At 46.9% G+C, this 24,180-nt stretch carries 23 protein-coding genes; 10 read left to right on the forward strand and 13 right to left on the reverse strand.

The window, feature by feature from the left end; genetic code table 11:
• Nucleotides 1-42: 42 nt before the first annotated feature.
• Nucleotides 43-1,428 carry a hypothetical protein gene (locus NIES208_RS04760; RefSeq protein ID WP_075890248.1) on the forward strand — a complete coding sequence of 462 codons (1,386 nt, stop codon included), beginning with the start codon at nt 43-45 and terminating at the stop codon, nt 1,426-1,428.
• 91 nt (nt 1,429-1,519) lie between these two features.
• Nucleotides 1,520-2,773 (forward strand): tryptophan synthase subunit beta, encoded by a 1,254-nt coding sequence (gene trpB, locus NIES208_RS04765; protein WP_075890250.1) that lies wholly within the window; start codon nt 1,520-1,522, stop codon nt 2,771-2,773.
• Nucleotides 2,774-2,874: 101 nt separating this feature from the next.
• On the opposite strand, the gene NIES208_RS04770 is transcribed toward trpB, so the two are convergent.
• The 3 genes from NIES208_RS04770 to NIES208_RS04780 all read right to left on the reverse strand — a co-directional run bounded on the left by NIES208_RS04770 (nt 2,875) and on the right by NIES208_RS04780 (nt 4,677).
• Nucleotides 2,875-3,534: an HAS-barrel domain-containing protein gene (locus NIES208_RS04770; RefSeq protein ID WP_075890252.1), complete on the reverse strand. Its 660-nt coding sequence runs from the start codon at nt 3,532-3,534 to the stop codon at nt 2,875-2,877.
• A 5-nt stretch (nt 3,535-3,539) separates the two neighbouring features.
• Nucleotides 3,540-3,710 (reverse strand): NAD(P)H dehydrogenase subunit NdhS, encoded by a 171-nt coding sequence (locus NIES208_RS04775; protein ID WP_075890254.1) that lies wholly within the window; start codon nt 3,708-3,710, stop codon nt 3,540-3,542.
• A 319-nt stretch (nt 3,711-4,029) separates the two neighbouring features.
• Nucleotides 4,030-4,677, reverse strand: coding sequence for an RNA polymerase subunit sigma-70 (locus tag NIES208_RS04780; protein WP_075890257.1), 648 nt, complete (start codon nt 4,675-4,677; stop codon nt 4,030-4,032).
• 85 nt (nt 4,678-4,762) lie between these two features.
• Between NIES208_RS04780 and NIES208_RS04785 the strand changes: the two genes are divergently transcribed.
• Nucleotides 4,763-5,347 (forward strand): VOC family protein, encoded by a 585-nt coding sequence (locus NIES208_RS04785; RefSeq protein WP_075890259.1) that lies wholly within the window; start codon nt 4,763-4,765, stop codon nt 5,345-5,347.
• Nucleotides 5,348-5,365: 18 nt separating this feature from the next.
• Here NIES208_RS04785 and miaA read toward each other — a convergent pair whose 3' ends face one another.
• The 3 genes from miaA to NIES208_RS04800 form a co-directional block, all read right to left on the reverse strand.
• Nucleotides 5,366-6,268 (reverse strand): tRNA (adenosine(37)-N6)-dimethylallyltransferase MiaA, encoded by a 903-nt coding sequence (gene miaA, locus NIES208_RS04790; RefSeq protein ID WP_075890261.1) that lies wholly within the window; start codon nt 6,266-6,268, stop codon nt 5,366-5,368.
• Nucleotides 6,265-6,606 carry a thioredoxin family protein gene (locus tag NIES208_RS04795; RefSeq protein WP_075890263.1) on the reverse strand — a complete coding sequence of 114 codons (342 nt, stop codon included), beginning with the start codon at nt 6,604-6,606 and terminating at the stop codon, nt 6,265-6,267. Before NIES208_RS04795 ends, miaA begins: the two co-directional genes overlap by 4 nt.
• 144 nt (nt 6,607-6,750) lie before the next feature.
• Complete coding sequence (locus NIES208_RS04800) at nt 6,751-7,467, reverse strand: NnrU family protein (protein WP_075890265.1); 717 nt, start codon at nt 7,465-7,467, stop codon at nt 6,751-6,753.
• A gap of 142 nt (nt 7,468-7,609) precedes the next feature.
• Between NIES208_RS04800 and NIES208_RS04805 the strand changes: the two genes are divergently transcribed.
• Entirely contained in the window at nt 7,610-8,584 is a 975-nt protein-coding gene (locus tag NIES208_RS04805) for a LysR family transcriptional regulator (RefSeq protein ID WP_075890267.1), read from the forward strand.
• 121 nt (nt 8,585-8,705) lie between these two features.
• On the opposite strand, the gene NIES208_RS04810 is transcribed toward NIES208_RS04805, so the two are convergent.
• A complete protein-coding gene (locus NIES208_RS04810; protein ID WP_075890269.1) occupies nt 8,706-9,248 on the reverse strand; it encodes a TIGR02652 family protein in 543 nt (180 codons plus the stop codon).
• A gap of 89 nt (nt 9,249-9,337) precedes the next feature.
• Between NIES208_RS04810 and queA the strand changes: the two genes are divergently transcribed.
• Genes queA through NIES208_RS04825 form a run of 3 tightly spaced genes read left to right on the forward strand, consistent with a single transcriptional unit; the run spans nt 9,338 to nt 13,075 of the window.
• Entirely contained in the window at nt 9,338-10,420 is a 1,083-nt protein-coding gene (gene queA, locus NIES208_RS04815) for a tRNA preQ1(34) S-adenosylmethionine ribosyltransferase-isomerase QueA (protein ID WP_075890271.1), read from the forward strand.
• Between the two features lie 29 nt (nt 10,421-10,449).
• The gene (locus tag NIES208_RS04820) at nt 10,450-11,775 is read left to right on the forward strand and encodes a tetratricopeptide repeat protein (RefSeq protein WP_139324986.1); all 1,326 of its coding nucleotides are present in this window, start codon (nt 10,450-10,452) and stop codon (nt 11,773-11,775) included.
• Nucleotides 11,776-11,782: 7 nt separating this feature from the next.
• Nucleotides 11,783-13,075, forward strand: a complete 1,293-nt coding sequence (locus NIES208_RS04825; protein ID WP_075890275.1) for a TldD/PmbA family protein — start codon at nt 11,783-11,785, stop codon at nt 13,073-13,075.
• A gap of 4 nt (nt 13,076-13,079) precedes the next feature.
• Here the strand turns inward: NIES208_RS04825 and sbcD are convergent, their stop codons facing one another.
• The 4 genes from sbcD to NIES208_RS04845 all read right to left on the reverse strand — a co-directional run bounded on the left by sbcD (nt 13,080) and on the right by NIES208_RS04845 (nt 18,566).
• On the reverse strand, nt 13,080-14,312 hold the full coding sequence (gene sbcD, locus NIES208_RS04830; RefSeq protein ID WP_075890277.1) for an exonuclease subunit SbcD: 1,233 nt from the start codon (nt 14,310-14,312) through the stop codon (nt 13,080-13,082).
• An 89-nt stretch (nt 14,313-14,401) separates the two neighbouring features.
• The gene (locus NIES208_RS04835; RefSeq protein ID WP_075890279.1) at nt 14,402-16,378 is read right to left on the reverse strand and encodes an ABC1 kinase family protein; all 1,977 of its coding nucleotides are present in this window, start codon (nt 16,376-16,378) and stop codon (nt 14,402-14,404) included.
• A 108-nt stretch (nt 16,379-16,486) separates the two neighbouring features.
• Complete coding sequence (gene ctpB, locus NIES208_RS04840; protein WP_075890281.1) at nt 16,487-17,809, reverse strand: carboxyl-terminal processing protease CtpB; 1,323 nt, start codon at nt 17,807-17,809, stop codon at nt 16,487-16,489.
• Between the two features lie 304 nt (nt 17,810-18,113).
• On the reverse strand, nt 18,114-18,566 hold the full coding sequence (locus NIES208_RS04845; RefSeq protein ID WP_075890283.1) for an NUDIX hydrolase: 453 nt from the start codon (nt 18,564-18,566) through the stop codon (nt 18,114-18,116).
• Nucleotides 18,567-18,620: 54 nt separating this feature from the next.
• Between NIES208_RS04845 and NIES208_RS04850 the strand changes: the two genes are divergently transcribed.
• Nucleotides 18,621-18,800: a hypothetical protein gene (locus NIES208_RS04850; protein ID WP_139324987.1), complete on the forward strand. Its 180-nt coding sequence runs from the start codon at nt 18,621-18,623 to the stop codon at nt 18,798-18,800.
• 44 nt (nt 18,801-18,844) lie between these two features.
• Here NIES208_RS04850 and NIES208_RS04855 read toward each other — a convergent pair whose 3' ends face one another.
• Together NIES208_RS04855 and dtd are read right to left on the reverse strand one after the other, a co-directional pair.
• Complete coding sequence (locus NIES208_RS04855) at nt 18,845-22,516, reverse strand: CHAT domain-containing protein (protein ID WP_075890287.1); 3,672 nt, start codon at nt 22,514-22,516, stop codon at nt 18,845-18,847.
• 168 nt (nt 22,517-22,684) lie between these two features.
• Nucleotides 22,685-23,137, reverse strand: a complete 453-nt coding sequence (dtd, locus tag NIES208_RS04860; RefSeq protein ID WP_075890289.1) for a D-aminoacyl-tRNA deacylase — start codon at nt 23,135-23,137, stop codon at nt 22,685-22,687.
• Nucleotides 23,138-23,217: 80 nt separating this feature from the next.
• Between dtd and NIES208_RS04865 the strand changes: the two genes are divergently transcribed.
• Nucleotides 23,218-23,568, forward strand: coding sequence for a YtxH domain-containing protein (locus tag NIES208_RS04865; RefSeq protein ID WP_075890291.1), 351 nt, complete (start codon nt 23,218-23,220; stop codon nt 23,566-23,568).
• A gap of 91 nt (nt 23,569-23,659) precedes the next feature.
• On the forward strand, nt 23,660-24,067 hold the full coding sequence (locus NIES208_RS04870; RefSeq protein ID WP_075890293.1) for a hypothetical protein: 408 nt from the start codon (nt 23,660-23,662) through the stop codon (nt 24,065-24,067).
• The last annotated feature ends 113 nt before the right edge of the window (nt 24,068-24,180 follow it).

Here is a 24,180-nt window from a genome sequence, read left to right on the forward strand (position 1 = left end):
CCACATTACCAAATACTTTGGGCAAAATTAGGGGAGGTTCCCGTGAGTTTTGAAAATGACCACCAACAATGTTTAGAGAAACTCATTTGGGCAATGGAGGAGCTTAAAATTGACTTTGAGATGGCTCAACTCAATAAAATAGCAAACCTTATTGTGCAAACAATGACGGGACCTTGGCGCTCATTCCACACACCAGAGCATATTTTTGAAGTGGGTGGTTCCGACAACGCCATCGAACTTTTAGCCGCCCTGTTTCACGACGTTGTTTACGTACAAGTGGACAAAAGCGTCAACTTTAACCTCAGCTACTACATTGTGCCCTTCGTTAAAGAAGTCCGAGAACAACTCTTTATCCGCGACCCCGACGAATTACCACAAGACCAACTTTTTCAGATCATCCTAGATTTATTTGGTTTCCAGCCCGGCCAACCCCTCTCTTCATTTAGGGGACAAAACGAGTTTCTCAGTGCAATTGTCGGCGCTAAAGTTTTAGAACCATTTTTGTCTCCCGCCCAACTGGCTGAAGTGATTTGTTGCATTGAAACAACAATCCCCTTCCGTCCAGACGATGAAAATGGTGTTAGCGCGGCCATGGCATTGTTTCACCGCCTAGAAACTGTAAACGAAAAGTATGGCATCGGCTTATCCCAAGACCAGATGGAAAATACAATTCGCCGTGCGGTGAGATTGTCTAACCGCGATGTCGGCAGTTTTGCCCACCCCAAAGCAGCTCGCTTCTTAGATGGGACATGGGATCTTTTACCTGAAACAAACCATAATCTCCATAACCGCTCTTCCTATACTGTCGTTGAATATCGCCAAGCGCTCCAAAAAATGGAAGGCTTTATGAATTTCCTGCGGCCAAATATCATTTTCCAAGAATTTATGGGTGAACCTGACCAAGATATTTACAACGAACTGATTGCGCAGTCTGAGCGAAATTTACAAGTTGGTCGCCTGTATCTCGGTTGTAAGTTATTTACGATTGGTTTTCTAGAGGCTATTTCTCGCCGCTTAGGTCGCGATATTCCTTTATCTAGCATGATGGGTGAATTACCATCACAAGGTGAAGACGATATTCAGTCAAAGCTGATTGATTATATTCCTGCGATTGAGAGTACGTTTACCCTCAGAAACGATGTGGAGAAAGAGGTTTTAGATTTATTAGAAAAAGGTCGTTACCAAAATGCTTCCTACGATCTCAAAAATTCACCATTAGCAACTTATATTGTGAAATCTATTGGTTTTGATGCGGTACGGGAACAGTGCGATCGCGCAAAGCTCTTTTTCCGGGGAGAGTTGTCCCAAGAGGGATTTCTTGAAAGCATTAGCCCAGAAATTACGCTAACTGTCGTTAAGGGCATCAACAAATTATTTGAGCAACGCCAAGCATCGTTAATGAAAATTATGCCTGTTGTCACGGCTTAAACCCTTGCGGGGAGTTGATGACAAATCTACTGGGATGAAGAGGTTACAATATCTCTACTTAGAGTTATTTTCTTCATCTATAACGTACACCGTGACTATTTCTCCGATTTCTCCCAGCAGCAAAACCTTTGATGCGAATCAGCCGGATGCCCTTGGCCGTTTTGGTCAGTATGGCGGCAAGTATGTACCGGAAACCTTAATGCCTGCACTGGCTGAGCTGGAATCAGCCTATGCTCAGTACCGTAATGATCCTGACTTCAAAGCTGAGCTAGATCTTCTTCTTAAGGATTATGTCGGTCGTCCTAGCCCACTGTATTTTGCAGAGCGGCTAACGGAACGCTACGTTCGCCCGGATGGCTCAGGCCCTCAGATTTATCTCAAGCGCGAGGATCTCAATCATACTGGGGCTCATAAAATCAATAATGCGATCGCCCAAGCTTTATTAGCGAAGCGCATGGGTAAAAAACGGATTATTGCGGAGACTGGCGCAGGTCAACATGGTGTGGCAACAGCGACAGTTTGTGCGCGTTTCGGAATGGAGTGCATCATCTATATGGGTGTGCAAGATATGGAACGTCAGGCACTTAATGTTTTTCGGATGAAGCTTCTGGGGGCAACAGTCCAACCGGTGGCAGCGGGAACGGGTACGCTAAAGGATGCCACTTCTGAGGCGATCCGGGATTGGGTGACAAATGTCGAAAATACTCACTACATTCTTGGTTCTGTGGCTGGGCCTCACCCCTATCCGATGATGGTACGGGATTTCCACGCGATTATCGGCGCAGAAACTCGTGAGCAATGTCAAGAAAAATGGGGCGGTTTACCGGATATCCTCATGGCTTGTGTCGGCGGTGGCTCCAATGCAATGGGCTTATTCCATGAGTTTGTTAGAGATCGTTCTGTTCGCCTCATCGGTGTTGAAGCGGAAGGTTCTGGTGTGGCTAGTGGCCACCATGCAGCGACATTAACCCAAGGTCAGCCGGGTGTCTTGCATGGCGCGATGAGCTATTTATTGCAGGATACAGAAGGTCAGGTGGTTGAGGCGCATTCGATTAGTGCGGGTCTTGATTATCCCGGTGTTGGCCCTGAGCATAGTTATCTCAAGGATACGAGCCGCGCGGAATATTACAGTGTGACGGACGAGGATGCGGTGAGGGCTTTCCGGTTTGTGTCGGAGCTTGAGGGCATTATTCCGGCTCTTGAAACGTCCCATGCTTTTGCGTACCTTGAAACTCTTTGTCCTCGGTTAGAAGGTAGTCCTCGCATCGTGATCAATAGTTCTGGTCGTGGTGATAAGGATGTGCAAACTGTGGCGAAGTACCTCGACAAGAACGGTTGGGATTAATTTTTTTATAGACAAATTTTACGGATAAATCAAAAATTGTTTTTTGGGCGATCGCCTTCCTCTTGATTCAGGAAATGTGGTCGCTTTTTGATTCTCTAAAATTACCAATGAATTTGGCTCAGGATATAACGCAATCGATCGTAGTCATCCTTGAGCAAGGTGCTGATCATTCGCCCCACGTTTACGAGCCACTGGCGATCGCCTTTTCGTAGTCGGTAAACCTCTCGCACAGATGCAGCGATGAGAGATTCCGGCGGAACCCAATTCACCTGCAATAAAACCCGTAAAAATTCGAGCTTGTCAGTGAAGTGAATAATCTCTTCCGGTTCGCAATGGTAAACCGATTGGTGAATTTGAGGCGGGCGGGGCGGTAAATATTGAAACACTTCGCCACGTTTACTGTTTCTTCGTTTTGGCGGCGCTTCAAAGCCCACAATTGCCGCTCGAAATTCAGTTTTTAGCATGGCAAAAATCTGGGGTTGCTGTTCCCGCAACTCCTCTAAACTCATGCCCAATGCCCTTGCCCGATGTACAGAATCAATGGGGGATGTCGTCACATAGGTAACGATGCCATAAACCACATTGCCGGACTCTTCGTCATAGGATTTTACCCAACTACCGAAGGGTGGCATGACCGGGAAACTTAAATCCTCTGGTTCCAAACATTGCGCCGTGAATTCTGTGGTTGTCGTCTCGATGACCTCCGCAATATGATCCGGGTGGCGATCGCCAAGACTAAATTGAGGCAAGGGCAAACGCATCTAGCTTACTTACTCTCTTCGAGTTCAGAGAGATTAAACGTAATAATTTTGTCCCAGTTACCACCTTCAAACAAGACCGCCGCACGACCATCGGTGACACGCTGTACCAAGCCTGTAAAACGGTAGAAGGTATCGTCGGGATTAATGACTTTTACTGTACTGCCGGGAAGAATCATCGTAAGTTTTCCTTTCTAAAAGACACTCCAACAATAATAACGGGTTAATGCGGAACACAAGCAACAGCAAATCTATGAACGCCCGCTTGAGGTAGCAGCAAACGCTGATCAGCCCTTGGCAGAAGGGACGAGCAAATAAAATAACAAAATTGGCTGGAGCATTTGATTTGGCGTAGGGATGGTTCGGGTAGAATGGCTAAAATCGCAACAGATCGCGTCACAATCACAGCATCACCAATGAATCGTGTAGAACCAGTTGTTGCTCGGCGACTTTGGGAAAAGTTCGCTGACATCCTCCAGATGCACAAGCAGCTTGATTTTAAACGGCATCAAGTAGATCTTCGCGGGATGCGAGGGCTTCAGGAAAATAAAGTTCGCAAATATCTTCGGGTAATTCGTTAATGACAAATTGGCGACCCTGCTGAATCCAATATTCCACATCTTCAGTGGAAAGGTTTTCGCCTTCTGCTTGGAGATATGCCGAAATGCGGGTAGGACTCCAGTGATAATTATCGGCCATCACCAAAATTAGTCGTGCCAAGGGTGGAATGAGTTCTAGGGCTTGTTCGAGATAGCACCACAATGGGGGGGTTGCTTCTTTGATGTTGTAGTTGATCGATTCGACAGGGGGCATTTCAGTGCCGTTGATGCACATTGCCGTGGTGTTGATTAGCCAATTTTGTAGGGTATCGGCGTTGGTATTTTCGTCTCGCAAATTTAGACCGCGCATTTCATGGAAAATATGTCGCCATGTCAATGCAAAAATGTAGTCTGCCTGCACCGGCGATCGCGCAGAATTACCGATCAGAGAATAAATAATCGGTGAATAGCGACAAAAAATCCCAGTAAAATACTTACCCTGCTCCGGATAACGCTGGAAAAGAGTGAGCAAATCCAAATCGCTATAATGGTTGAGGGATTGAATCAGGGGATGATTCGCTTCGGGAAAACTCGGGATCTGAACCATGTCCTACAATATAATGCTTACAAAATCACCTAAACAGACTCATTAGACTTTCATCATAGTCGATTTATTCATCAACGCCTGATCTATGGTTGCAGCTGTTCCAATCCTTACTAATCTTTACCTCGGCGCATTTTTCCCGGTCTTCGATTCGCTTTTTTCGACCCAGGGCATTATGGTTATGCTGCTTTGTGCCTATGGTGTAGCGATGTGGATGTTTCTCACCAGCGCCCCGAAGGTTCATACCATTATGGTTTCAGACTTGGATGTGGCAAGGCGTTTTTATGAGGGCATTTTACAATTGCCTGTGGCAGATGTACCGATGCATTACTACTACAACTATGAGCAAACCCTCGGTGGTGTCGGTGGTATTGATCCAATGTACATGGGCGCTGCATCACCTTCGGCCATGGGCATGTCCCCAGTTAAGGAACAGGAAGGTCTCTGGTATCAGCTCAAAAAAGATACGCAGTTGCATATTGTGTCTGGGGCAAGCTTAGGCAAAAAAAATCAACAGCGCCATGTTTGTTTTGATAAGGAATGCTTGGAGTCAGTTTTATTGCGCGTGCAGTCTCGCCGTTTAAAATACAAAATTCGTCAGGAAAAGCCTCTCAATTTTCTCGTCAAAGATTGGGAAGATCAGGTGATTGAAATTGCGGAAGTAATGTCTTGATCGCGCGTTATGCTTCACTCATGCACTGGACTTTTTAATGACGGCGATCGCCTGCTGGACTAAATCAGGATCTTCGTTATTAAGCCAATTAATTTCGGGCACGGCTCGGAACCAAGTTCGTTGGCGTTTGGCAAATTGACGGGTATGTAAAATGGTTGCGGCGATCGCCCCCTGAACAGTCGTTTCGTTACGGACATATTCTCCAAATTCTTCGTAGCCGAGGGTTTTGAGTAATGGTAAATCCCAACCATATTTTTTCCCCAAGGTTTTTACTTCCGACGCAAACCTCAACTCAACCATTTGATGAGTACGACGACGGATTCGGTCTTCGAGATGGTCAAGATCGCAATCTAGGCCGATTTGAATAATGGGATAGTCTGGGGGATTTTCGCCCTGCTGCTCGGTGATTGGTTTGCCTGTAACGTAAAAAACTTCCAAAGCCCGCAATGTTCGCACTTGGTCATTGGGGTGAATCTTTTCGCAGGCAATGGGATCGAGTTGTTGCAAGAGTTGGTAACTATATTTTTGACCTAGATTAGTAAATTGTTCGCGGAGATTTGGCTGAGGAGAAACGCGCGGAATTTTTAAACCTTTGGCGATCGCCTTAATGTAAAGACCAGTCCCACCCACTAACAAAATATAACGATTTTCTGCTTGAAATTTAGCGATCAGTGCTTGGGCTTGGGATTGATATTCAGCCAAAGTTAGCGTCTTCGTTGGCTCACAAATATCGATTAAATAATGGGGCGCTTGGGCTAGCTCTGCTGGACTCGGTTTGGCTGTACCAATATCAAACTCTCGATAAATTTGCCGTGAATCAGCACTGAGAATAACGGCATCTAATACTTTGGCAAGCTTGAGGGCTAAACTTGATTTTCCCGTTGCCGTCGCGCCACAAATTACGATCAAAGGCAAAGTCATCGGTTCGGAATTACGACACCTTGTAAGAGTTGTTCTAGCTGGCTGCTGAGGCGATCGCGGTCTTGGAATTTATCAATACGTTCAACAATTTTGCCATGATTAAACAAAATCAAAGTCGGCAATGTTTTCAGCCGATAGGTATTGGCCAGCTTGAAATTATCGTCAGCATTCACATCAACCAATAAAAATTGCCCTTGCCATTCCTTCTGAACTTTGACGAGAAAGGGATGTAATAAATGGCAAAGACCACACCAAGGGGCCCAAAAATTCACTAAGACGGGCTGGTCAGCTTCTAAAACAGTCTGCTTAAAATTTTCCTCGGTGATCGACAGAACCATGATCTCCCGTTGTTTCTGGTTATATAGACATTTTATCTTGGTCTCTTATCTTACCTGTATCGGTCGTGGGGATCATATTTTTTCGGTTAAGAAACCCAAGGTTAGATCTTGATCCCCAATCAGAACTCATATTCGTTTAAACATCTACCACGGCACTTTTGCAGTCATTACCATCAGCCAAGGATGTCCCCACCATAGAAGCGCAATAAAGCCACTCACACCCACATAAGCAGGTTTGAGAAATTCACCAAGCTTGAGGGTTTGTCTTCCTTGGAAAATTGCGAGAAATGGTATAACCGATGTGCGTTCTTTGACGGCGAGAAATGTTTTGCCGTAGCGGGACTCTAGGCGGCGATCGCCATGCCAAACCGCAAACAAATGATGCGCCACCAAACCAACACAAGTGAGCAACATAAACGAACTCCCCACCCACAGAAGATGACCAACACACCAAATCACCTGACCCACCATTTGCGGGTGACGGGTAATACGGATAATACCTTTCTCATAAAGATGAACCTGGGGCTGTTGTACTGCAGCAATTTCCAGCAAATTAAAGGTCGAAGGATAAAGAAAGAAAAATGAAATCGCTGACAGCCACCACACCGTCGGCTTTACCCAAGCTTCCCCTTGGATTTGCCACAGCACTGCCCCGTCATAACGGTGGTTAAAGAAATAAATAATTAAGCATGTCGCAAAGGGAATGCTCACCAATGCAAAAATGACGCGGTAGAGGCGAGAGCCAATCTTCTTTTCACCCCAAGGACGGAGCGCCGCTAATCCACTGTGGGCGATCGCAAACCCAACCAAAAGCCCTAACATCACCCAGTGACTTGTCGTAAACCAGCTCATTTCCGCCATAATTCAGCCAATAGAAGTATTTTTAAACGAATTAGTACAGGCTATATTATCCATCAAAAGAGATACGATCCCCTTATTGTGGTACTGTCAATCATGAAACCAGCATCGATACCTCTTTATCGTTTCTTTTTGCCGAGGCTGTATGTCTGACATTCCATTCACTCTGGATCAACTTCGTATCCTTAAAGCCATTTCCACCGAAGGTAGCTTTAAGCGAGCCGCAGATAGCCTCTACGTCTCCCAGCCAGCGGTCAGTCTACAGGTTCAAAACTTAGAAAAACAACTCAGTGTTCCCCTCTTTGACCGAGGTGGTAGAAGGGCACAACTCACGGAAGCCGGTTATCTGTTACTTGATTACGGTGAAAAAATTATCACCCTCTGCCAAGAAACCTGTCGGGCGATCGAAGATTTACAAAATTTACAGGGCGGTACTTTAATCGTCGGCGCATCCCAAACCACGGGTACTTATCTCATCCCCCGCATGATCGGTTTATTTCGCCAAAAATATCCCGATGTCGCAGTGCAATTACAGGTTCACTCAACCCGCAGAACATCGTGGGGTGTTGCGAACGGTCAAGTGGATCTCGCCATTATCGGTGGTGAAGTCCCTTCTGAGTTGCAGGACACCCTCAAAATTGTGCCCTATGCAGAAGATGAGCTGTCTTTAATTTTGCCGATTAATCACCCCTTGGCAAAGGTAGAAACCATTCACCGCGATGATCTATATAAGCTGAAATTTATTGCTCTCGATTCCCAATCCACTATCCGCAAAGTGATTGATCAGGTTTTAACCCGTTGCGATATTGATACTAAGCGTCTGCGTATTGAAATGGAACTCAATTCCATTGAGGCGATCAAAAATGCTGTTCAGTCCGGTTTAGGTGCTTCTTTTGTGTCCGTAACGGCCATTGAAAAGGAACTGCGCATGGGTGCATTACACCGTGCCCACATTGAAGAGGTTGAAGTGCGGCGGATTCTTAGTGTAATTATTAATCCTAATCGCTATCGTTCTAAGGCGGCAGAGGCATTTTGCCAAGAGATTTTGCCCCATTTCGCAAATCAGTTGAAGAAGTTTGATCTTAGTGAGCTAATGCCTGCTGAGTCTGATGGGAAATAATATGCGTCTTTTAATTTAAATTTAATTTAAAGTTGACGAGTGGGATTAATGGTAGGGTTTTGGCTGATCGTCAAGGTTACCATCACTGTCAAGTATATCTGTCTTGATGATTATTATTTGTCTAGTCTCGCACGAGGTAATGGTAGGGGTAGCGACGGGGCACACCGGGCTCTGTTTCTAGTTCAAAGTTAACGATGTTCCATTTTTCGTCATTCTGGCGATCGCCATTATCACTGAAGGTCACGGGTAAACCGTAGAGGTAGGGCACACGGGATTGAACGGGTGTATGTGATGGTTCGCTGGTAATGCGAGTGCGGGGAGCGCGTAATTCTAAGGAGCGGCTTACTAGGGTTTCGTAACGACTGGCGATCGTGATTTTTGTGGCGCGAAAACCTTTAGTATAAAGTCGATCTAGTGCTTCATGGATTTCAAAGCGAATCCCATCCGGATGAGTATGTTGGCGATACCATTTTTCTTCCCAACGTTTCCATTGTCGACTGGACTGGAGGTGTACGAGCTCTTCGGTCTCCGGATTGGCTTCAAATGCGCCGTGGCGATCGCAGAGATAGCTATCGGTTAGGGTGAGCGCCTGAATTGTTTGACGGCAGTGGGGACAAAGAATTTCTTTACCGAAAATAGGATAATGTAAGCTGGATTCGAGCATTACGACTTAATTTGCACCGATAGAATTACGCTATACCGTCGACGGAATTTCATTCATTATACCCGGAGATTTTTGTTCCCTGTCCTACCATGTCTACTGTTGACCAAAACCTCGCTAGTTACGACTATATTCTGCCGCCGGAATGCATCGCCCAAACGCCCGTCACTCCCCGCGATCACTCCCGGCTATTAGTCCTAGACTCGCCGACAACTCACCACCACCAGCATTTTTACCAACTTGGTGATTGGTTACAGCCTAATGATCTACTGATCATGAATAATACGAAGGTTATTCCGGCGCGACTGCACGGGCGCAAGGTGACGGGTGCACCGGTAGAAGTCCTATTGCTGGAAGAAAAGTCGGTTAATACATGGCTTGCTTTAGTGAAGCCGGGGAAACGGTTTACCCTCGGCGCAGAAATTGCGTTTACGTCACCCCGTGATTTAGACCAGGTTCTTAGGGCAACGGTTATTGATCGAGATCCTGAAACTGGGGGTCGTGTCCTTGCGTTTGATTTGCCTGCAACGACGAATCTTTGGTCTGTTTTAGATGATTTTGGGGAAATTCCTTTTCCGCCCTATGTCACTGATTCTGAGGCCAAGCCGGATCAGTACCAAACTATTTATGCAGAGCAACCGGGAGCGGTGGCTGCTCCTACTGCCGGGCTACATTTTACGCCTGAGTTATTGGATAAGCTTGGGGCGAAAGGTATTGCTAGGGCTTTTATCACTCTCCATGTGGGGGTTGGGACGTTTCGTCCGGTGGAGGTTGATGATATTACGACCCATGATATGCACTATGAATGGATTGATGTGCCGGATAGTACGGTACAAAAAATCAAGGAAACGAAGGCGAAGGGGGGGCGTGTAATTGCTATCGGGACAACGGCTGTACGCTCTCTGGAGGGCATGGCGGCGGCATCGGACGGTGAATTGCGGGGATTTCAAGGGAAGACGAATTTATTTATTTACCCGGGCTATGAGTGGCAAGTGGTTGATGGTTTGATTACGAATTTCCATTTGCCTAAGTCGAGTTTGATGATGCTGGTGAGTGCGTTGATCGGCCGGGAAAGATTATTGGCGCTTTATGGGGAGGCGATCGCCGAGGGGTATCGATTTTATTCATTTGGTGATGCGATGGCTATCTTGCCACAAGCAAAGGGTATGATGTGAAACAAAGGGAGAATGGTGGAGGTTACCCTGTGTTATTTGGCTCACAACAACGACGGATTGCCCTTGGTTTAATGTTTGCCCTCAGTGGCGGTATTTTTTTCCAACAGGGGGCGATCGCCGAAAAATCTAGTCAGCTTGTTGGCAATAAACAGGTGCTCAACGGTATTTACACCGAAAGTCTGGAGGCGGGTAAAGCCTTTCAGCAGGCGATGGATTTGTACCAACGGCGGGAATTTGCGCGGGCAACGAAATATGTTGAAATTGCCTTAGATTTTGATCCTTGGATGCCGATGGCTCATTATCTACAGGGTCACCTTTTCCTCGAAGCAGAAAAACCCCGCAAGGCACAGGCAGCCTATGCAAGTGCGACGCAGTATGATCCGTTGTTTGTGGAAGCCTATTACAACTTGGGGTTAGTGTCCTATGATCTTGGGGATCTCCGCCCGGCGATCGCCGCCTTTGGCCAAGTCATTCGCCTCGATCCAGAATTTGTTGATGCCTATTTCCAACTAGGTCTTGCCTACGATGTCCAAGGCCAGTCCCGTTCTGCCCAAGAACAATACGTTAAGGTGCTAGAGCTAGATGATACCTATGTTGCCGCCTACAATAACCTCGGTATTTTGCTGGCAGAGGCTGGTAGTACTGCTGAGGCGATCGCCAACTTTGAAACGGCTATTGAGCTTGACCCTGACTATGCACCAGCCTATTACCAACTTGGCTTGCTATACCTCAAAGAAAATAATTTAGAGCAAGCTTTAAATACGGTGGGTCGTGCCGCATCCCTTGACCCAGAAAATGCCCTTGCCCAATATCACTACGGTTTATTGCTGGCGGAGGCGGAAAATTACGATGGTGCTGCCAAACGCTTTGAGCGGACGATTCGCCTTAATCCCGATAATGTGAGTGCCTATCGTCAACTGGGGGTAGCGGCACTAAAAAATGGTGATCTAGATGATGCGTTAGTGGCGTTTCAAGAGGCTCTTAATCTTGACCCTGACGATGCATTGTCCCACTACAATCTCGGCGTTGTTTATCAAAAACAGGCACAATATACCTTGGCGATCGCCGCCTATGAGCAAGCCTTAATCCGTGAGCCGAGCCTCAGCGAAGCGGTTTTCAATATTGGCGTTTGTTACCAAGCTTTAGGGAAGCCACGCAAAGCCACAACCTTTATTGTGCAGGCACGGGATTTATTTGCCCAAGAGGGGCGAGATTTTAAAGTGCAAGAAGCTGATCGTTTTTTGCAGCGACGGATTTTAAATCCTCCCACTCCCGAAACGACTCCAGCCGAAACTGAGGCTGCTCCAACCGAACCAGAAGATTCTGAATCCACCTCGACCGAAGTACAAGCTTAGATAGTTCATGCAATTAAATCGAGCGTTTGCCCAACAGCTGATTGACACAGCGCTAAAATCTGGTGCGCAGGACGCAGAAGTCTACCAATCTTCTTCTTTTTCGCGCCCGGTTACCTTTGAATCTAACCGGTTAAAGCAACTAGAAAGTTCCGAATCAGTCGGTACAGCCCTTCGAGTTTGGCGAGATGGTCGTCCGGGATTAGCGGTAGCCTATGGTGCAGTCGAGCCCCAGTCCCTCGTGGACAAGGCGATCGCCCTCAGTGATCTGAATGGAATTAATCGTCCTGATTTTTGCGAACCGCGCCGGGATATCAACCCACCCATCGGCAAGGAACTCTCTGTCGAAACCTTTATCGAAATGGGGAAAACGGCGATCGCCCAATTGCGGGAAGCTTACCCGGATCTCGTTTGCCACAGTAGCTTTGAATGTGACCATTCTGAGACATTATTACTCAATTCAGATCAGTTGTATTGCGAAGCCGCAGATATTTCCCTCAGCTTTTTTCTCGGCGCAGAGTGGATGCGTGGCGATGATTTTCTCGCAGTTTATGACAGCGAAGTCGCCCAAGATAAGCTCCAAACGGCGGAAATTGTCCAATCCATTTTGCAACGCTTACAGTGGGCAACACAAAATACGCGTCCGAGCAGCGGTAAAATACCCGTTTTATTCACCAGCAATGCCGCATCCATGTTGTGGTCAACCGTGTCATCAGCCTTAAACGGCAAATTTATCCTTGAAGGTTCATCTCCATGGAGTCATGCCGGAGGCAAACAGGTTCTGTCTCCCAAAATTTCTCTATACCAAGATCCCACCGCCAAACCTTATATTTGTCACTTTGATGACGAGGGAACCCCCACCCGCGCCTTATCCTTAATCCGAGAGGGGGAAATTCAAGATTTTTACGGCGATCGCCACACCTCAAAAGCATTACGTCTGCGTCCAACGGGCAATGGGTTTCGGCCGAGCCTCGGGCGCTATCCAACGCCAGATCTGATTAATCTCATCGTTGCTCCCGGCGAAAAACAACCACTTGAAATTATTGCAGATTTAGAGAATGCCATTATCGTTGACCAAATTTTAGGGGGCGGCGCAGATTTATCCGGTGATTTTTCCGTCAATATCGACCTTGGCTATCAAGTCAAAAACGGTGAGGTGATTGGCCGAGTGAAAGACACCATGGTTTCCGGCAATGTCTATGAAGCCCTTAAACATGTGGTGGAAATCGGTGGCGATCGCCGCTGGCAAGGCTCCTGTTTAACCCCATCAATCTTGCTAGAATCTCTGTCCATCACAGGCTAGAAAACTATTGCACCAAGTCCAGCTCCGCAAAAAGTTCCTCCGCCTTCATTTGCATCTCCTCAGCAATATCCCGTAAATCCTCGCGATTATTTAAATAAGCACCAAGAGCATGGAGTGGATCAATCGATTGACCCGCCCCCAATTCCGGCAAACGAGGCCGCGCCAATTGACTGACCAATTCCGGTTGAATGGCCATCTGGTGAGCCTCAGCGAGAGCTTCCCGCAAAACCTTAAGATTGACCAGCTCAATCTGTTCAGACCGCAATTTATAGATCAGCCGCACCACCGCGTCCTTAATATTGGCTTTTTTAATCTTTTTAAGAATGACCGCTTCCGGTTCCGTTTCTTCACTGACATCAACCTTGAGCGTTAAAAACTTGCGCACAGGTAAAGGGACAAACTCCCAAGCCACTTTACCCTTTTCCAAATGCACCATCACATAGCCTTTATCTTCTTTTTCCTCACTAAAATCCACCCGCTCAATACTGCCCGGATAAATAATGGGCGGATTATTGTCTTTATTTAAATTTTGGTGGCGATGGACATGGCCGAGGGCAACATAGTCTAATTCCTGACGATTGAGAAACGCAATGGGAATATTAAAGCCTTTCCCCACAGCTAAAAAACGTTCAGCACCAAGATTAGCGCGATCCGCCATCAAGTGACCCACCAGAATCGCTGGGATCTCCGGATCAAGACGACGAATTTCTGCTTCCAACACAGGCTTCAGCTTTTCAAGCAAAATGTCGTGAATTTCGGCTAAGGTTTTGCCTTCTGTTTGCTGACGAGTCAGTAAAGTTGATTGGTTAATCCACGGCAGCGTAATAATTTGCAGCTCACCTTTCGGCAGCGTTAGGCGATGGGTTTTCAGGCTTTCACCGACAATAAAACCGGGTACGGCAAGAGTGCGATAGATACTTAAACTCGCGCCGCCACTCCCTTGGGAATATTGGTCATGGTTTCCCACTAATAAAACCGTAGCAATCTTGGCATCGGCGAGACGGCGAAATTGCTCAGCAAAGGCCTCTTGGACATAGGGGGCAGGAGTCGCATCGGGAAAGGCATCACCCGCAAAAATCACGAGATCTACCGGTTCGGCGATCGCCCGATCCATACAAAGACTCAAAGTACGCTCAAAATCTTCAAGGCGGCTATTAATCCCCGTTTCCGGATTGACCTGTCCATGGGAAAAACCACTACCCATATGGATATCTGCAAGATGAAGAATTTTAAACATCTACCCGATCTATCACCCAAGCTCAATACCTAACCTTAGCTTGATTCGATTATGTTGAGTGAGACCGAACCCATACACAAGATCTACTTTTAACGTAAAGCCGCCTTTGGAGCAGAGATATTAGAAGGATAACGAATCACATCAACATCAACCGTCTTAGCACTAGCAACAGACTCCCGATCCGCTAAAAGCACATTCCGAATAAATCGTGCGGCAACCTTCTGCAGTAAACCTTCCGCAATCTTTTGGCCAAGCTGCTGAGTTTCAGGCTTAATCAACACGCGGGGAATTAAAGGCAATAGGAATGTCGGGTCAAAATCAGGCGTATCTTGTAAAATCTGCCAAATATTTTGGATATGCTCTAAATTTGCACGGCCCTCCGTGTCAATCATCTCCGTTTTCGAGCGTGTAATATCCTTTTTCTGACCCAGACGCTGCTGTACCAAATTCGTCAGACTTTGGAAAGTGCTACGACCAAAAGCATCCACTGACTGCACAATTTCTTCAGCCAACTGCTCACGGATATAATCACCCCGCTCAGAAAAAATGTAATCCACAGCCTGATTTACAGCATTTTCCAAGTCATAATCCTGGGAAGTCTTCGCGTTTTGAAGAAGGTTTTCAAGACGGTTCCAACGGAAACTACCATCTTTAAAGAGCAAATCCTTGAGGGAACTGCGCAACTCTTCCGATTCGTCCGTTAGTAGACGCTTGGCAATGTAGGGATAAGCCTTGCTCAGAACCTTAAACTCCGGATCAACGCCAATGGCAATCCCTTCTAAGGTCACCATTGAACGAATAATCAGTGCGTAATAGGCCGGCACTTGAAACGGAAATTCGTACATGATGCCAGACATCTGATCGGTAATACTTTTAAAGTTTAGCTCCGCTACGCTAGCGCCAAGGGCATTACCAAAGACAGTGCTGAGGGCAGGAATAATCGGTGCTAAATCGGTATCCGGTGTCAGAAAATCAAGTTTGACATAGTCATGGGCAAGGGACTCAAAGTCACGATTGACTAAATGTACGACTGCTTCAATGAGGCCATAGCGTTGGTAGGGCTTGATCATACTCATCATGCCGAAGTCGAGATAGGCAAGACGACCATCTTCTAAGGCCAGTAGGTTACCGGGGTGGGGATCGGCATGGAAAAACCCATATTCGAGGAGCTGACGCAGGGAACATTCAACACCGACTTCCACAAGGTGGGTGGCATCAATGCCGAGGGCGGCAATTTCCTTTAGGTTGGTGAGCTTGATCCCGTCCAGCCATTCCATTGTTAAAACGCGCCTGCCGGTGTAGTCCCAGTAAATATTCGGGACATAGATCTCTTCCATGCCGCCGTAATATTTTTTAAAGAGTTCGGCATTTTTACCCTCTTGGGTATAGTTCATCTCCTCGAAAATACGGCCAGCAAATTCGTCGGTAATCCCAACTAAATCTGAGCGGACTTGCTTCACATTGGTCTGGAGCCAACGGGCAATTTTCCGCATAATGGCAATGTCAAGGGTAATGCGTTGCTCAAGGTCAGGGCGTTGGACTTTCACGGCAACTCGTTCACCGGTTTTTAGTCGGGCTTGGTAAACTTGACCCAGGGACGCGGCGGCAAGGGGCTTTGGCGAAATTTCAGCGTAAATGTTTTCGGGGGGCTGTCCCAGTTCTTCTTCGATAAACTGGAAGGCGATCGCATTGGGGAAAGAGGGCAGCTGGTCTTGTAAATCGGTTAATTCGGCCAGGTAAACCGGCGGTACTAAATCGGGGCGTGTGGACAGGGCCTGACCAATCTTGATGTAGGTTGGCCCTAGGTCTGTCAAAATTTTCTTGAGGTGGTTTGCTTGGGATGTCTGCGCCTTGGGAGATTTATTCTTACCGAGGAGATTGTCCCACCAGATATGAATGGCGAATCCAGCAAAACTTGTCACAATTTTTGTGAGCCGGCCGAAAACTGCAAAGGGACGTTCTTTTGCTAGTTTGTCAATTTTGCTGGGATTGTAACGCCAGTCGTCAGAGGCAAGCGGATTTACCTGATTAGATATGGTCGCAGTGGTCTGAGTCTGTTCTGGCATAACCTGTCTGGAGCGATCGCCTATGTGAATAGTTCCTATGTAAACGATTGTAACAAAAGTTTCTCATAGACTTAAAACAAGTATGACGGGCGATCGCCAATTTCTACCCTAGGGCGTGCGTGCATTGAGGGGATTTTCGTTGAGGGATTGATCGCTGAGGCGCTGATTCCTCAGAATATTAACAGCCTTAGAATATTGAGGGTCGGCATTGGTGGCCACCAAATTAGGGTTACTATTCAGCTCGACAAACTTCTCTCGACTGAGCTCCACTGTAATATCTGGGTTAACACCATTGAGGTTGATGCTAACGCCGCTGGGGGGATAATAGCGAGAAATGGTGACCGCTAAACCAGAGCCATTGGAAAGCTCATGGACAGACTGGACAGTCCCTTTACCATAGGTGCGGGTACCGACTAAGGTTGCTCGGTGATTATCTTTTAGGGCGGCTGCTAAAATTTCACTGGCACTGGCAGAATTTTCATCCACAAGCACCACTAAAGGTAAATCGGTGATGGCTGTACGGTTTGCACTAAATTCGCGATCGCCACCTTTGCGATCAACCGTACGTACAATCGCCCCCTCTTCCATCCACATCCGCGCAATATCAACGCTGGAGTAGAGTAGGCCACCGGGATTGCCCCGCAGATCTAAAACAAAACCTGAAATATCCTTAGATTCTAGATCTTGAATAGCCTTATACATTTGCTCCGCTGCGTGGGAACTAAATTCATCGAGGCGAATGTAGCCAACCTGCTCTCCCTCTACTGTTTTGACACGATGGGTAACGGCTGGCAGCTCAATGGTTGCCCGCACCAATTCCAGATCAAACTCTGGGCGTTCGGGACGACTAACCTTTAACATCACAGCCGTACCCTCTTGACCACGAATCAGCTCGGAAGATTGCTCAAGGGTCAGCAAGGCTGTAATTTGACCATCAATTTGAATAATCTGGTCATTAATTTCTAAACCCGCTGTCTTTGCCGGGGAATTTTCTAAAACATCTGTAATGGTTAATAAACCTGTCTCTTCGTCAATCGTTAGGCGAATGCCAATACCGGAAAGCTCACCGGTGGTTTGGCTCGTTAAACTATCAAATTGCTCTGGATCAAGGAAGCGAGTGTAGGGATCGCCGAGGGTATCGAGGGCATCTCGAATGGTTCGGTAGGCGGCATCGTAGCTATCGTATTGCTGCTCCAATAGGGTACGACGCAGTTCGAGCCATTCCTCTGCATCGTAGTGTTTCGCGACAGACTCGGAATGAATAATTTGCCATATTTCGTCAACAAGTACTTTAGGACTGTCTTCCATAGCGGCGATCGCCGGGCGGTTCACTGGGGTCGCAGCCAAAAAAGTTAGAAGAGAAATTGTTCCGAGGGCACCATTAAAAATAGCTTTGGGAGAAAGCGGTAGGAATGGAGCAGTCTGTATCATAGGATTTAGATGCCGGGGGATAGGCGAATAAGTTAGGCGTAAGAGGAGCAATCAAACAGCCTAGTTACTGAAGTCAAGACTTTACTTAAGATTGTTCCCGCTATAATGCTCAGAATTAACTGAACTTTTCAGATTGTTTGCGCCCACCTCAAGGGATGAGGGCTAAAATCTCAAAAATATGGTAACGGACAATTTAAAAAAATCAGGGGAAGAATAGATGCGGTGAAACTTTAGACCTTGACTTCGTTTCAGCTGCTTATCAACCTATTGTAATCAATAAATTTCACTTCATGGGAAATAAAAATTAATCCTCATATTGATTAAAGAAATCCATTAAGATCCGTTGGTGAATTTCGGGCATTGGCCGCCACTGGCAAGCGTTTTCGGAATAAGCACCACCGTCCATCGCGTTTTGCCGAGTGAGCAGCGCCATATCCCAGCCTTCTTGGAGCTGTAATTTACTCATCGGTACAGTTAGGGGGACTTGAAAAACGTGGCGGCACACATTTTTTGTACTGTTGGTATTGAGGCGATCGCCATAGCGTCCAAACAGCTGGGTTTGCTCCTGGGGAATCCGGTAATTGATTTCTTCGAAGAGTTCCCGTTCTAGGGCAATTTCTGGGGTCTCATCCGCCTCTAGATGTCCGCCAAAAAAGCCCCAATGTCCCGGATAAACGATATTTGGGATATCGTCCCGTAGTTGCATTAATACTTTTTCTCCTTGGGTGAGGATGGCGATCGCCACATGAATATCCATCGTTGTTTAGTGTGGTGGGCTAAGAGGAAGGGTCGTTTTTGCTGTGTTGAAACTTTGCCCCAGAACTCCCCAGAAAAGGATGACTTATCTTTACTGCCGCTAGCACTTGAGGGAGCAGCCTCAAACTGCTTGAAAATACTCGTCCCTCACTATGGCAATGTCAATTTTCTTGGTGATGCCATTAATCAGGCGATCGCCCTAGAGGGTGTTACGGTCATGGCAAAATCAGCGTGACAAATGGGAAAATCAGAATCCTTAACCATACAACATCAAAAAAATCACCAAGGATTGCCCACAAGAGTAAACCCACCCCAATAGAACGGATGGGAGAGATCGACATGGCGTAGTCCGCGAATTTCGTCAGGTAAAGGAATAATGCGGTCGTCGATACGCAGCGTAAAGTCTTCAATGCGCACTTGATTATTGAGTAGGGCAATCTGTGCTTGCTGTAAGGCTTCAGCTTTAATGGGCGATCGCTGGAGCTCATCGTAAAACTTTGCCATCAGCCCCATTGTCCCCACATCACTCACGTACCAAATACTGCCAATCGCGGCCTTTGCCCCAGAGTAAAGGGCTAACCCGGCAAAGCCTAGCTCAGAACGGCGATCGCCGATAGCAGTGCGACAAGCCGACAGCACCAGTAGTTCGATGGGAGGATCCCCTAAACGCAACTGTGCTAGCTCACCAAGGGTGACCCGTTGATTGTGAAATTGTATATAGGATGAGTCCACACCACCACTCGAAAATTCACCATGAGTTGCCAAGTGCACAATACCGTAGGCTCTTTTTTCCCGGGCGCTGAGTAAATTATCCACCGTAAATTGTTGATTTAAGAAAGTGCTAGTTTCTCTCGGCCAAATTTCTTGCGTGATAATTTCCACCTCTAGGGGAGCTGCGGGTAAATCCTGTTGATCATCAAATTCCGAAGCCCCCAAAGCTAACAATTGATTTTCCTTAGGTGGTAGATAGCCAGCAGTGTTGGTCAACGAAAAACTCGGCATTAAACCCAAGCTATATTTTTCCACTAAAAACTGTTCACCATCATGGAGTGCCGCCACCGGTAAAGTTCGCAATCCATCATCCAGAATAAAACTGAGATTATTGATATTTTTCGCATCGAGTTCCGCTTCAATGGGTGCAATGATTGCGTTGTAGAGAAACTGTGCCGGTTTGAGATAGGCCGTACTCGACCGGGGATTACTGACGCTGCGTATAAAGGCCTGTGCTTGGGTCATCAACTCACGACGGTTAATCCCTGCAACTCTACGCCGGACAAATTCACCATCAGGGGTAACGAGCACCAAATTTAATACGGCATCTTCGTTTAGGGTGGCACGGGGGTTGAGGAAATTGTAGGTAGCGTTGTTGAGATAATCCGTGAGGCGATCGCCACTATATTCCCATTGAGTTTCACCCTCCCCATCCAACACTTTCAGATTTGCCTTCTCACCAAGATTTTTGACAGAAACCGTCTCCGGATCAGCAGACTCCCCATCAAGCATCTCTGTATAAACATAAAGAATGGCAGGCTCTTGACCCGTTGCCTCACTAATAAATTTCAGAGTGTCACGGGGATTTTCTCCTTTGATTTCTTCCTCCTGTGTTCCAGTGGGAATAGATCGCGATGGCTTCTCCCTAGCACAATCGGGAAAACAATCAGGGAGATCAGGGATGACTGGCGGCTCGACCATTGATGGTTCTGGCACAGCTGTCGTAATAATCTCAATATCACCTTGAATATAGGTGTCGAAGTAGGTTTCCGTCGGGACAATGCGATTACCCCCTTCAGATTGAAAGCCTTCAGGCTCCATCCCCAAACGATTAATAATAGTGCCGCTAATAATTGAACCCTCTGTACCATTAATGGCGGCATCTCCCACAATAAATGGAGTAATTCCTTGCCCACCATGTTCTATGCGAATACCACCGGAAGCTAACGCTGGCATTTCGCCTCCTGAGTCACCGATGGGACTTTCAGTAAACACTTCACTAACTGTTGTCAAGCTAAATTCTTCGCCACTACCACTTAGGAAACTAGTCCCCGTTGCCCGGAAAAATCCTTCCGTAAAGATATCGATGGTGCCGCCATTTCCGTCAAGATTACTAGCATCAATAAATTCAACTTCAATATCACCCTTAGCCGTTAGCACAACAGATCCTGCATCACCGCTAAAACCCGGTATGGCAATTGCGCCAGTAAAGATAGATCCTGTCTCAGACTGAGCAAGAATATTACTCGCACCTCCCCCACTAAAGAAGGAAAATAGGCCTTCAACCTTAATGTCGTCAACGGCTTTTAAAGTAAGGTCACCTCCACCAATCCATAGGTCACTATCGCTAATAATTTGATTGCCTGCATCTAAGGTCAAATCGCCTGTTCCATCCGCAGCAAAGTCAACATTCGCCGCAATTTGAATATTGTTATCGGCGAGTAGTGTGAGGCTGGAGTTGGAAAACCAGGTGATGTTGGCATTTTCTTGAACAACGATATTGCCTTGATCGCCGCCGTTGCCAGCAGTTGTAATTGTGAGATCTGCTCCTGCTCTGATCTCTGGAATCCCATCGAGAAAATCAACGATGTCTGAATCTAGTAGGGTTGAGGTCGCGTTGGGTTGGAATGGGCTGCCTATAATTGAATCGGAGCTTGGTGGCTCGGCCAAAATGGTGATATTCGTGGGATCCAGCAATAGGTTTCCGGACAAACCATTGGGAGCATCAAGGGTAATGCGTCGAGACCAACCGGATGCTATGTCGAGGATGCTTTTAGAGGAAATTTCAGCAAATCCGCCATCGCCATTGTTAAACCCGCCTGTGGCTGAAAGAAAGCCGTCAAAATCGGTTCTAGCGTCTGACCAAACAATGATCTCACCGCCATTTCCGGCATCTATCGCGTCGGCTTTTAAAAATGAGTTTATGTTAACTGAGGTGGTTTGGGCATGGGGGAATTCTCCTAGGCCCTGGTAGTCTCCGCCCATTAAAAGTTTGCCGCCACCGATTGTGCCAGACACATCAATGGTTGCGTCATGGAGGGCGATCGCCTGACCGAATAGATTAATTTCACCGCCTGTATTGCCCACGGTGCTGAGCAAACCGTTAAGAAAAGTACTGCCGGCATTTTGGGGAATAATCGTCCCATCGGCAGCAAGCTGAACAGTATTACCATCGACGACTAAACCGGTATCGAGGGTTGTGCCAGTCAAGAGTTCGGGGAGATCGACAATATTCCAACTGGTTGTTGATATCGGTAATTCCAGCCCTAAAATTTGACCGGCTTGATTCAGACGCAGAGTATTATTGGCGGGGATCGCGATCACTTGGATGTTGCCTTGTTCAGCGGCTAGGGTTCCAGTGTTGACGATATTTGAGGCAAAAAGATGCAGCGATCGCCCAGCATTTACCTGCAAATCTGCGCCATTAATCATTGCCCCTATGCCATCAAAGGAAAACAGCGTTGGCGTACCGACGAGATTGGCATAATTACCATTGTTAAGCCATTCACCACTGGCAAAGCCCACATTGGAAGCTGTCGCTGCGGTAAAGCTGCCGGAGAGGTCAAGCTGGGCATTCGTGCCAAATACAATCCCGGAGCTGTTCAGCAAAAATAAATTGGCATCGCTACCGCTCACTCGTAATCGTCCATCAATATAGGAAGGATTGCCGCCGCTCACTTTAGAAAGGATATTGTGTAGGGCTGGGTTGCCGAGAAATGTGGCGGTCTGGGATGAGTTGAGATTAAAGTCTGCAAAATTATGGAAAAGGTTTGCACTGTCTCCAGAGAGACTACCGCCGCCGATCGTGAAGTTGTTGCCTTGTTGGTTTACGGTTGTACCTGTGCCGTCTTTGGCTGCTGATAGCTGGGCGATCGCCTCTGTTGCGCAGGCGAAAATCAAGGGTAATGACAACCCCAAAACAGCCCAATATTTAATCTTATGTGCGTATGAGCGGGACACTTAGCTACCTCAGAAAAATCCTATGGCGGTTGTTGTTATTGCATTCATCGAGTCTTACCCAGATAAATCCGTAATACCCTCACCATTTTGTAATTTTTTTCGGGCGATCGCCATAGAAACACTCAAAGATTAAAGATCAGCCTATGGTGTTGTATTTTCGCCACAATTTCAGGTTGCCGCTTCCCGTTCTAGAACAACGGTTACCGGGCCATCATTCACAATATCAACGGTCATCATTGCACCAAATTCTCCCGTTTGGATCGGCACAGCACTATGCTGTAGGAGCGCGACAAATTGCTCGTAGAGTTGCCGAGCTTGATCTGGTTTCGCAGAACCACTAAAAGAAGGGCGGCGACCTTTACGACAATCTCCATAAAGCGTAAACTGACTAACCACTAAAATTTCACCACCAATATCCTGCACCGATTGTGCCCAAGGTTTACCGTCCGCGCCCGGAAAAAGTTTGAGATTTAGACATTTATTCGCGAGCCATGCGAGTTCGGCGACGGTATCTGTCGGTGCAATACCGACTAGCACATTTAACCCCCGGCCAATTTTGCCGACAATCTTGCCTCGGACAGATACTTGGGAACTGCTAACCCGTTGAATAATGATTTTCATGGTTTAAGTTGCAACAACCTCAGGGTTTGACCAGTCCTCTTTTACAATAAAAACGTTGCTGTGATGGGAGTAAATCTTTAATGTCTGATCAAAATGATGGTGCTTTTCTCGGTGGTTTACTCGTTGGTAGTGCCCTTGGGGCGATCGCCGCGCTATTGTACGCCCCCCGCTCCGGTAAAGATACCCGCAAAATTTTGAAACAATCAATGGACAATCTCCCAGAACTTGCTGACGAATTATCTGAAACATTTCAAAAGCAAGCCGATCAACTCTCAGATAATGCCCGTCGTAATTGGGAAGGCACGCTACAACGGTTACAGGAGGCGATCGCCGCCGGAATGGAAGCCAGCCAAGCCGAATCCGAGCGCCTCGAAACATCACCAGAAGAAGAGATTTTTGTGTCGCCAGACATTGACTCTCCCCCAAACTAACCCCCAGACAGTCCTGCATCTGTAGACTTATAAACTATCCAAAAGTTAGGCGATCGCCCTAGTGCACCATTCCTAAGCCCACTGTTTTCCCGTGCAAAACCCTTTTTTCTGGCTACTTCTGTCATTTTTATTAGTTGCGATCACCCTCACTGCCGTGCTGGCCGCCGCCTTTCCCGCCTTCCTAGAAATGGGTCGAGTCGCCCGTAGCGCCGAAAAACTCTTGGACACATTAAATAGAGAATTGCCACGCACCTTAGAATCCTTACGCAAAACTGGAGGAGAACTATCAGAACTAGGCAATGAACTCGAAGACGGTTTAAAAAGCGCGAAAAATATTATCAAACACACCGAACACAGCATTCACAACACCCAAAAACAAATTAAGCAAGTTCATCACAATAGCCGCAGTGCTTGGGCTGGCATCAAAACAGCATGGCATGTGCTTCGCCATCCCCGTCGTAAATCCTCTAAATTATCTCGGCACAAAAAACGTCCCTAAAACCAACATCAAGTCTTTTTTCCATCGCAAAGATAAGACCTCTTGCATGAATCAAGACAGCAAGGAAAGTCCGTAGTTGATAATTCCCGCAAGGAGATTAATTCTTAAGCCAA

The organism is [Limnothrix rosea] IAM M-220, from assembly GCF_001904615.1.
Lineage (GTDB): Bacteria > Cyanobacteriota > Cyanobacteriia > Cyanobacteriales > MRBY01 > MRBY01.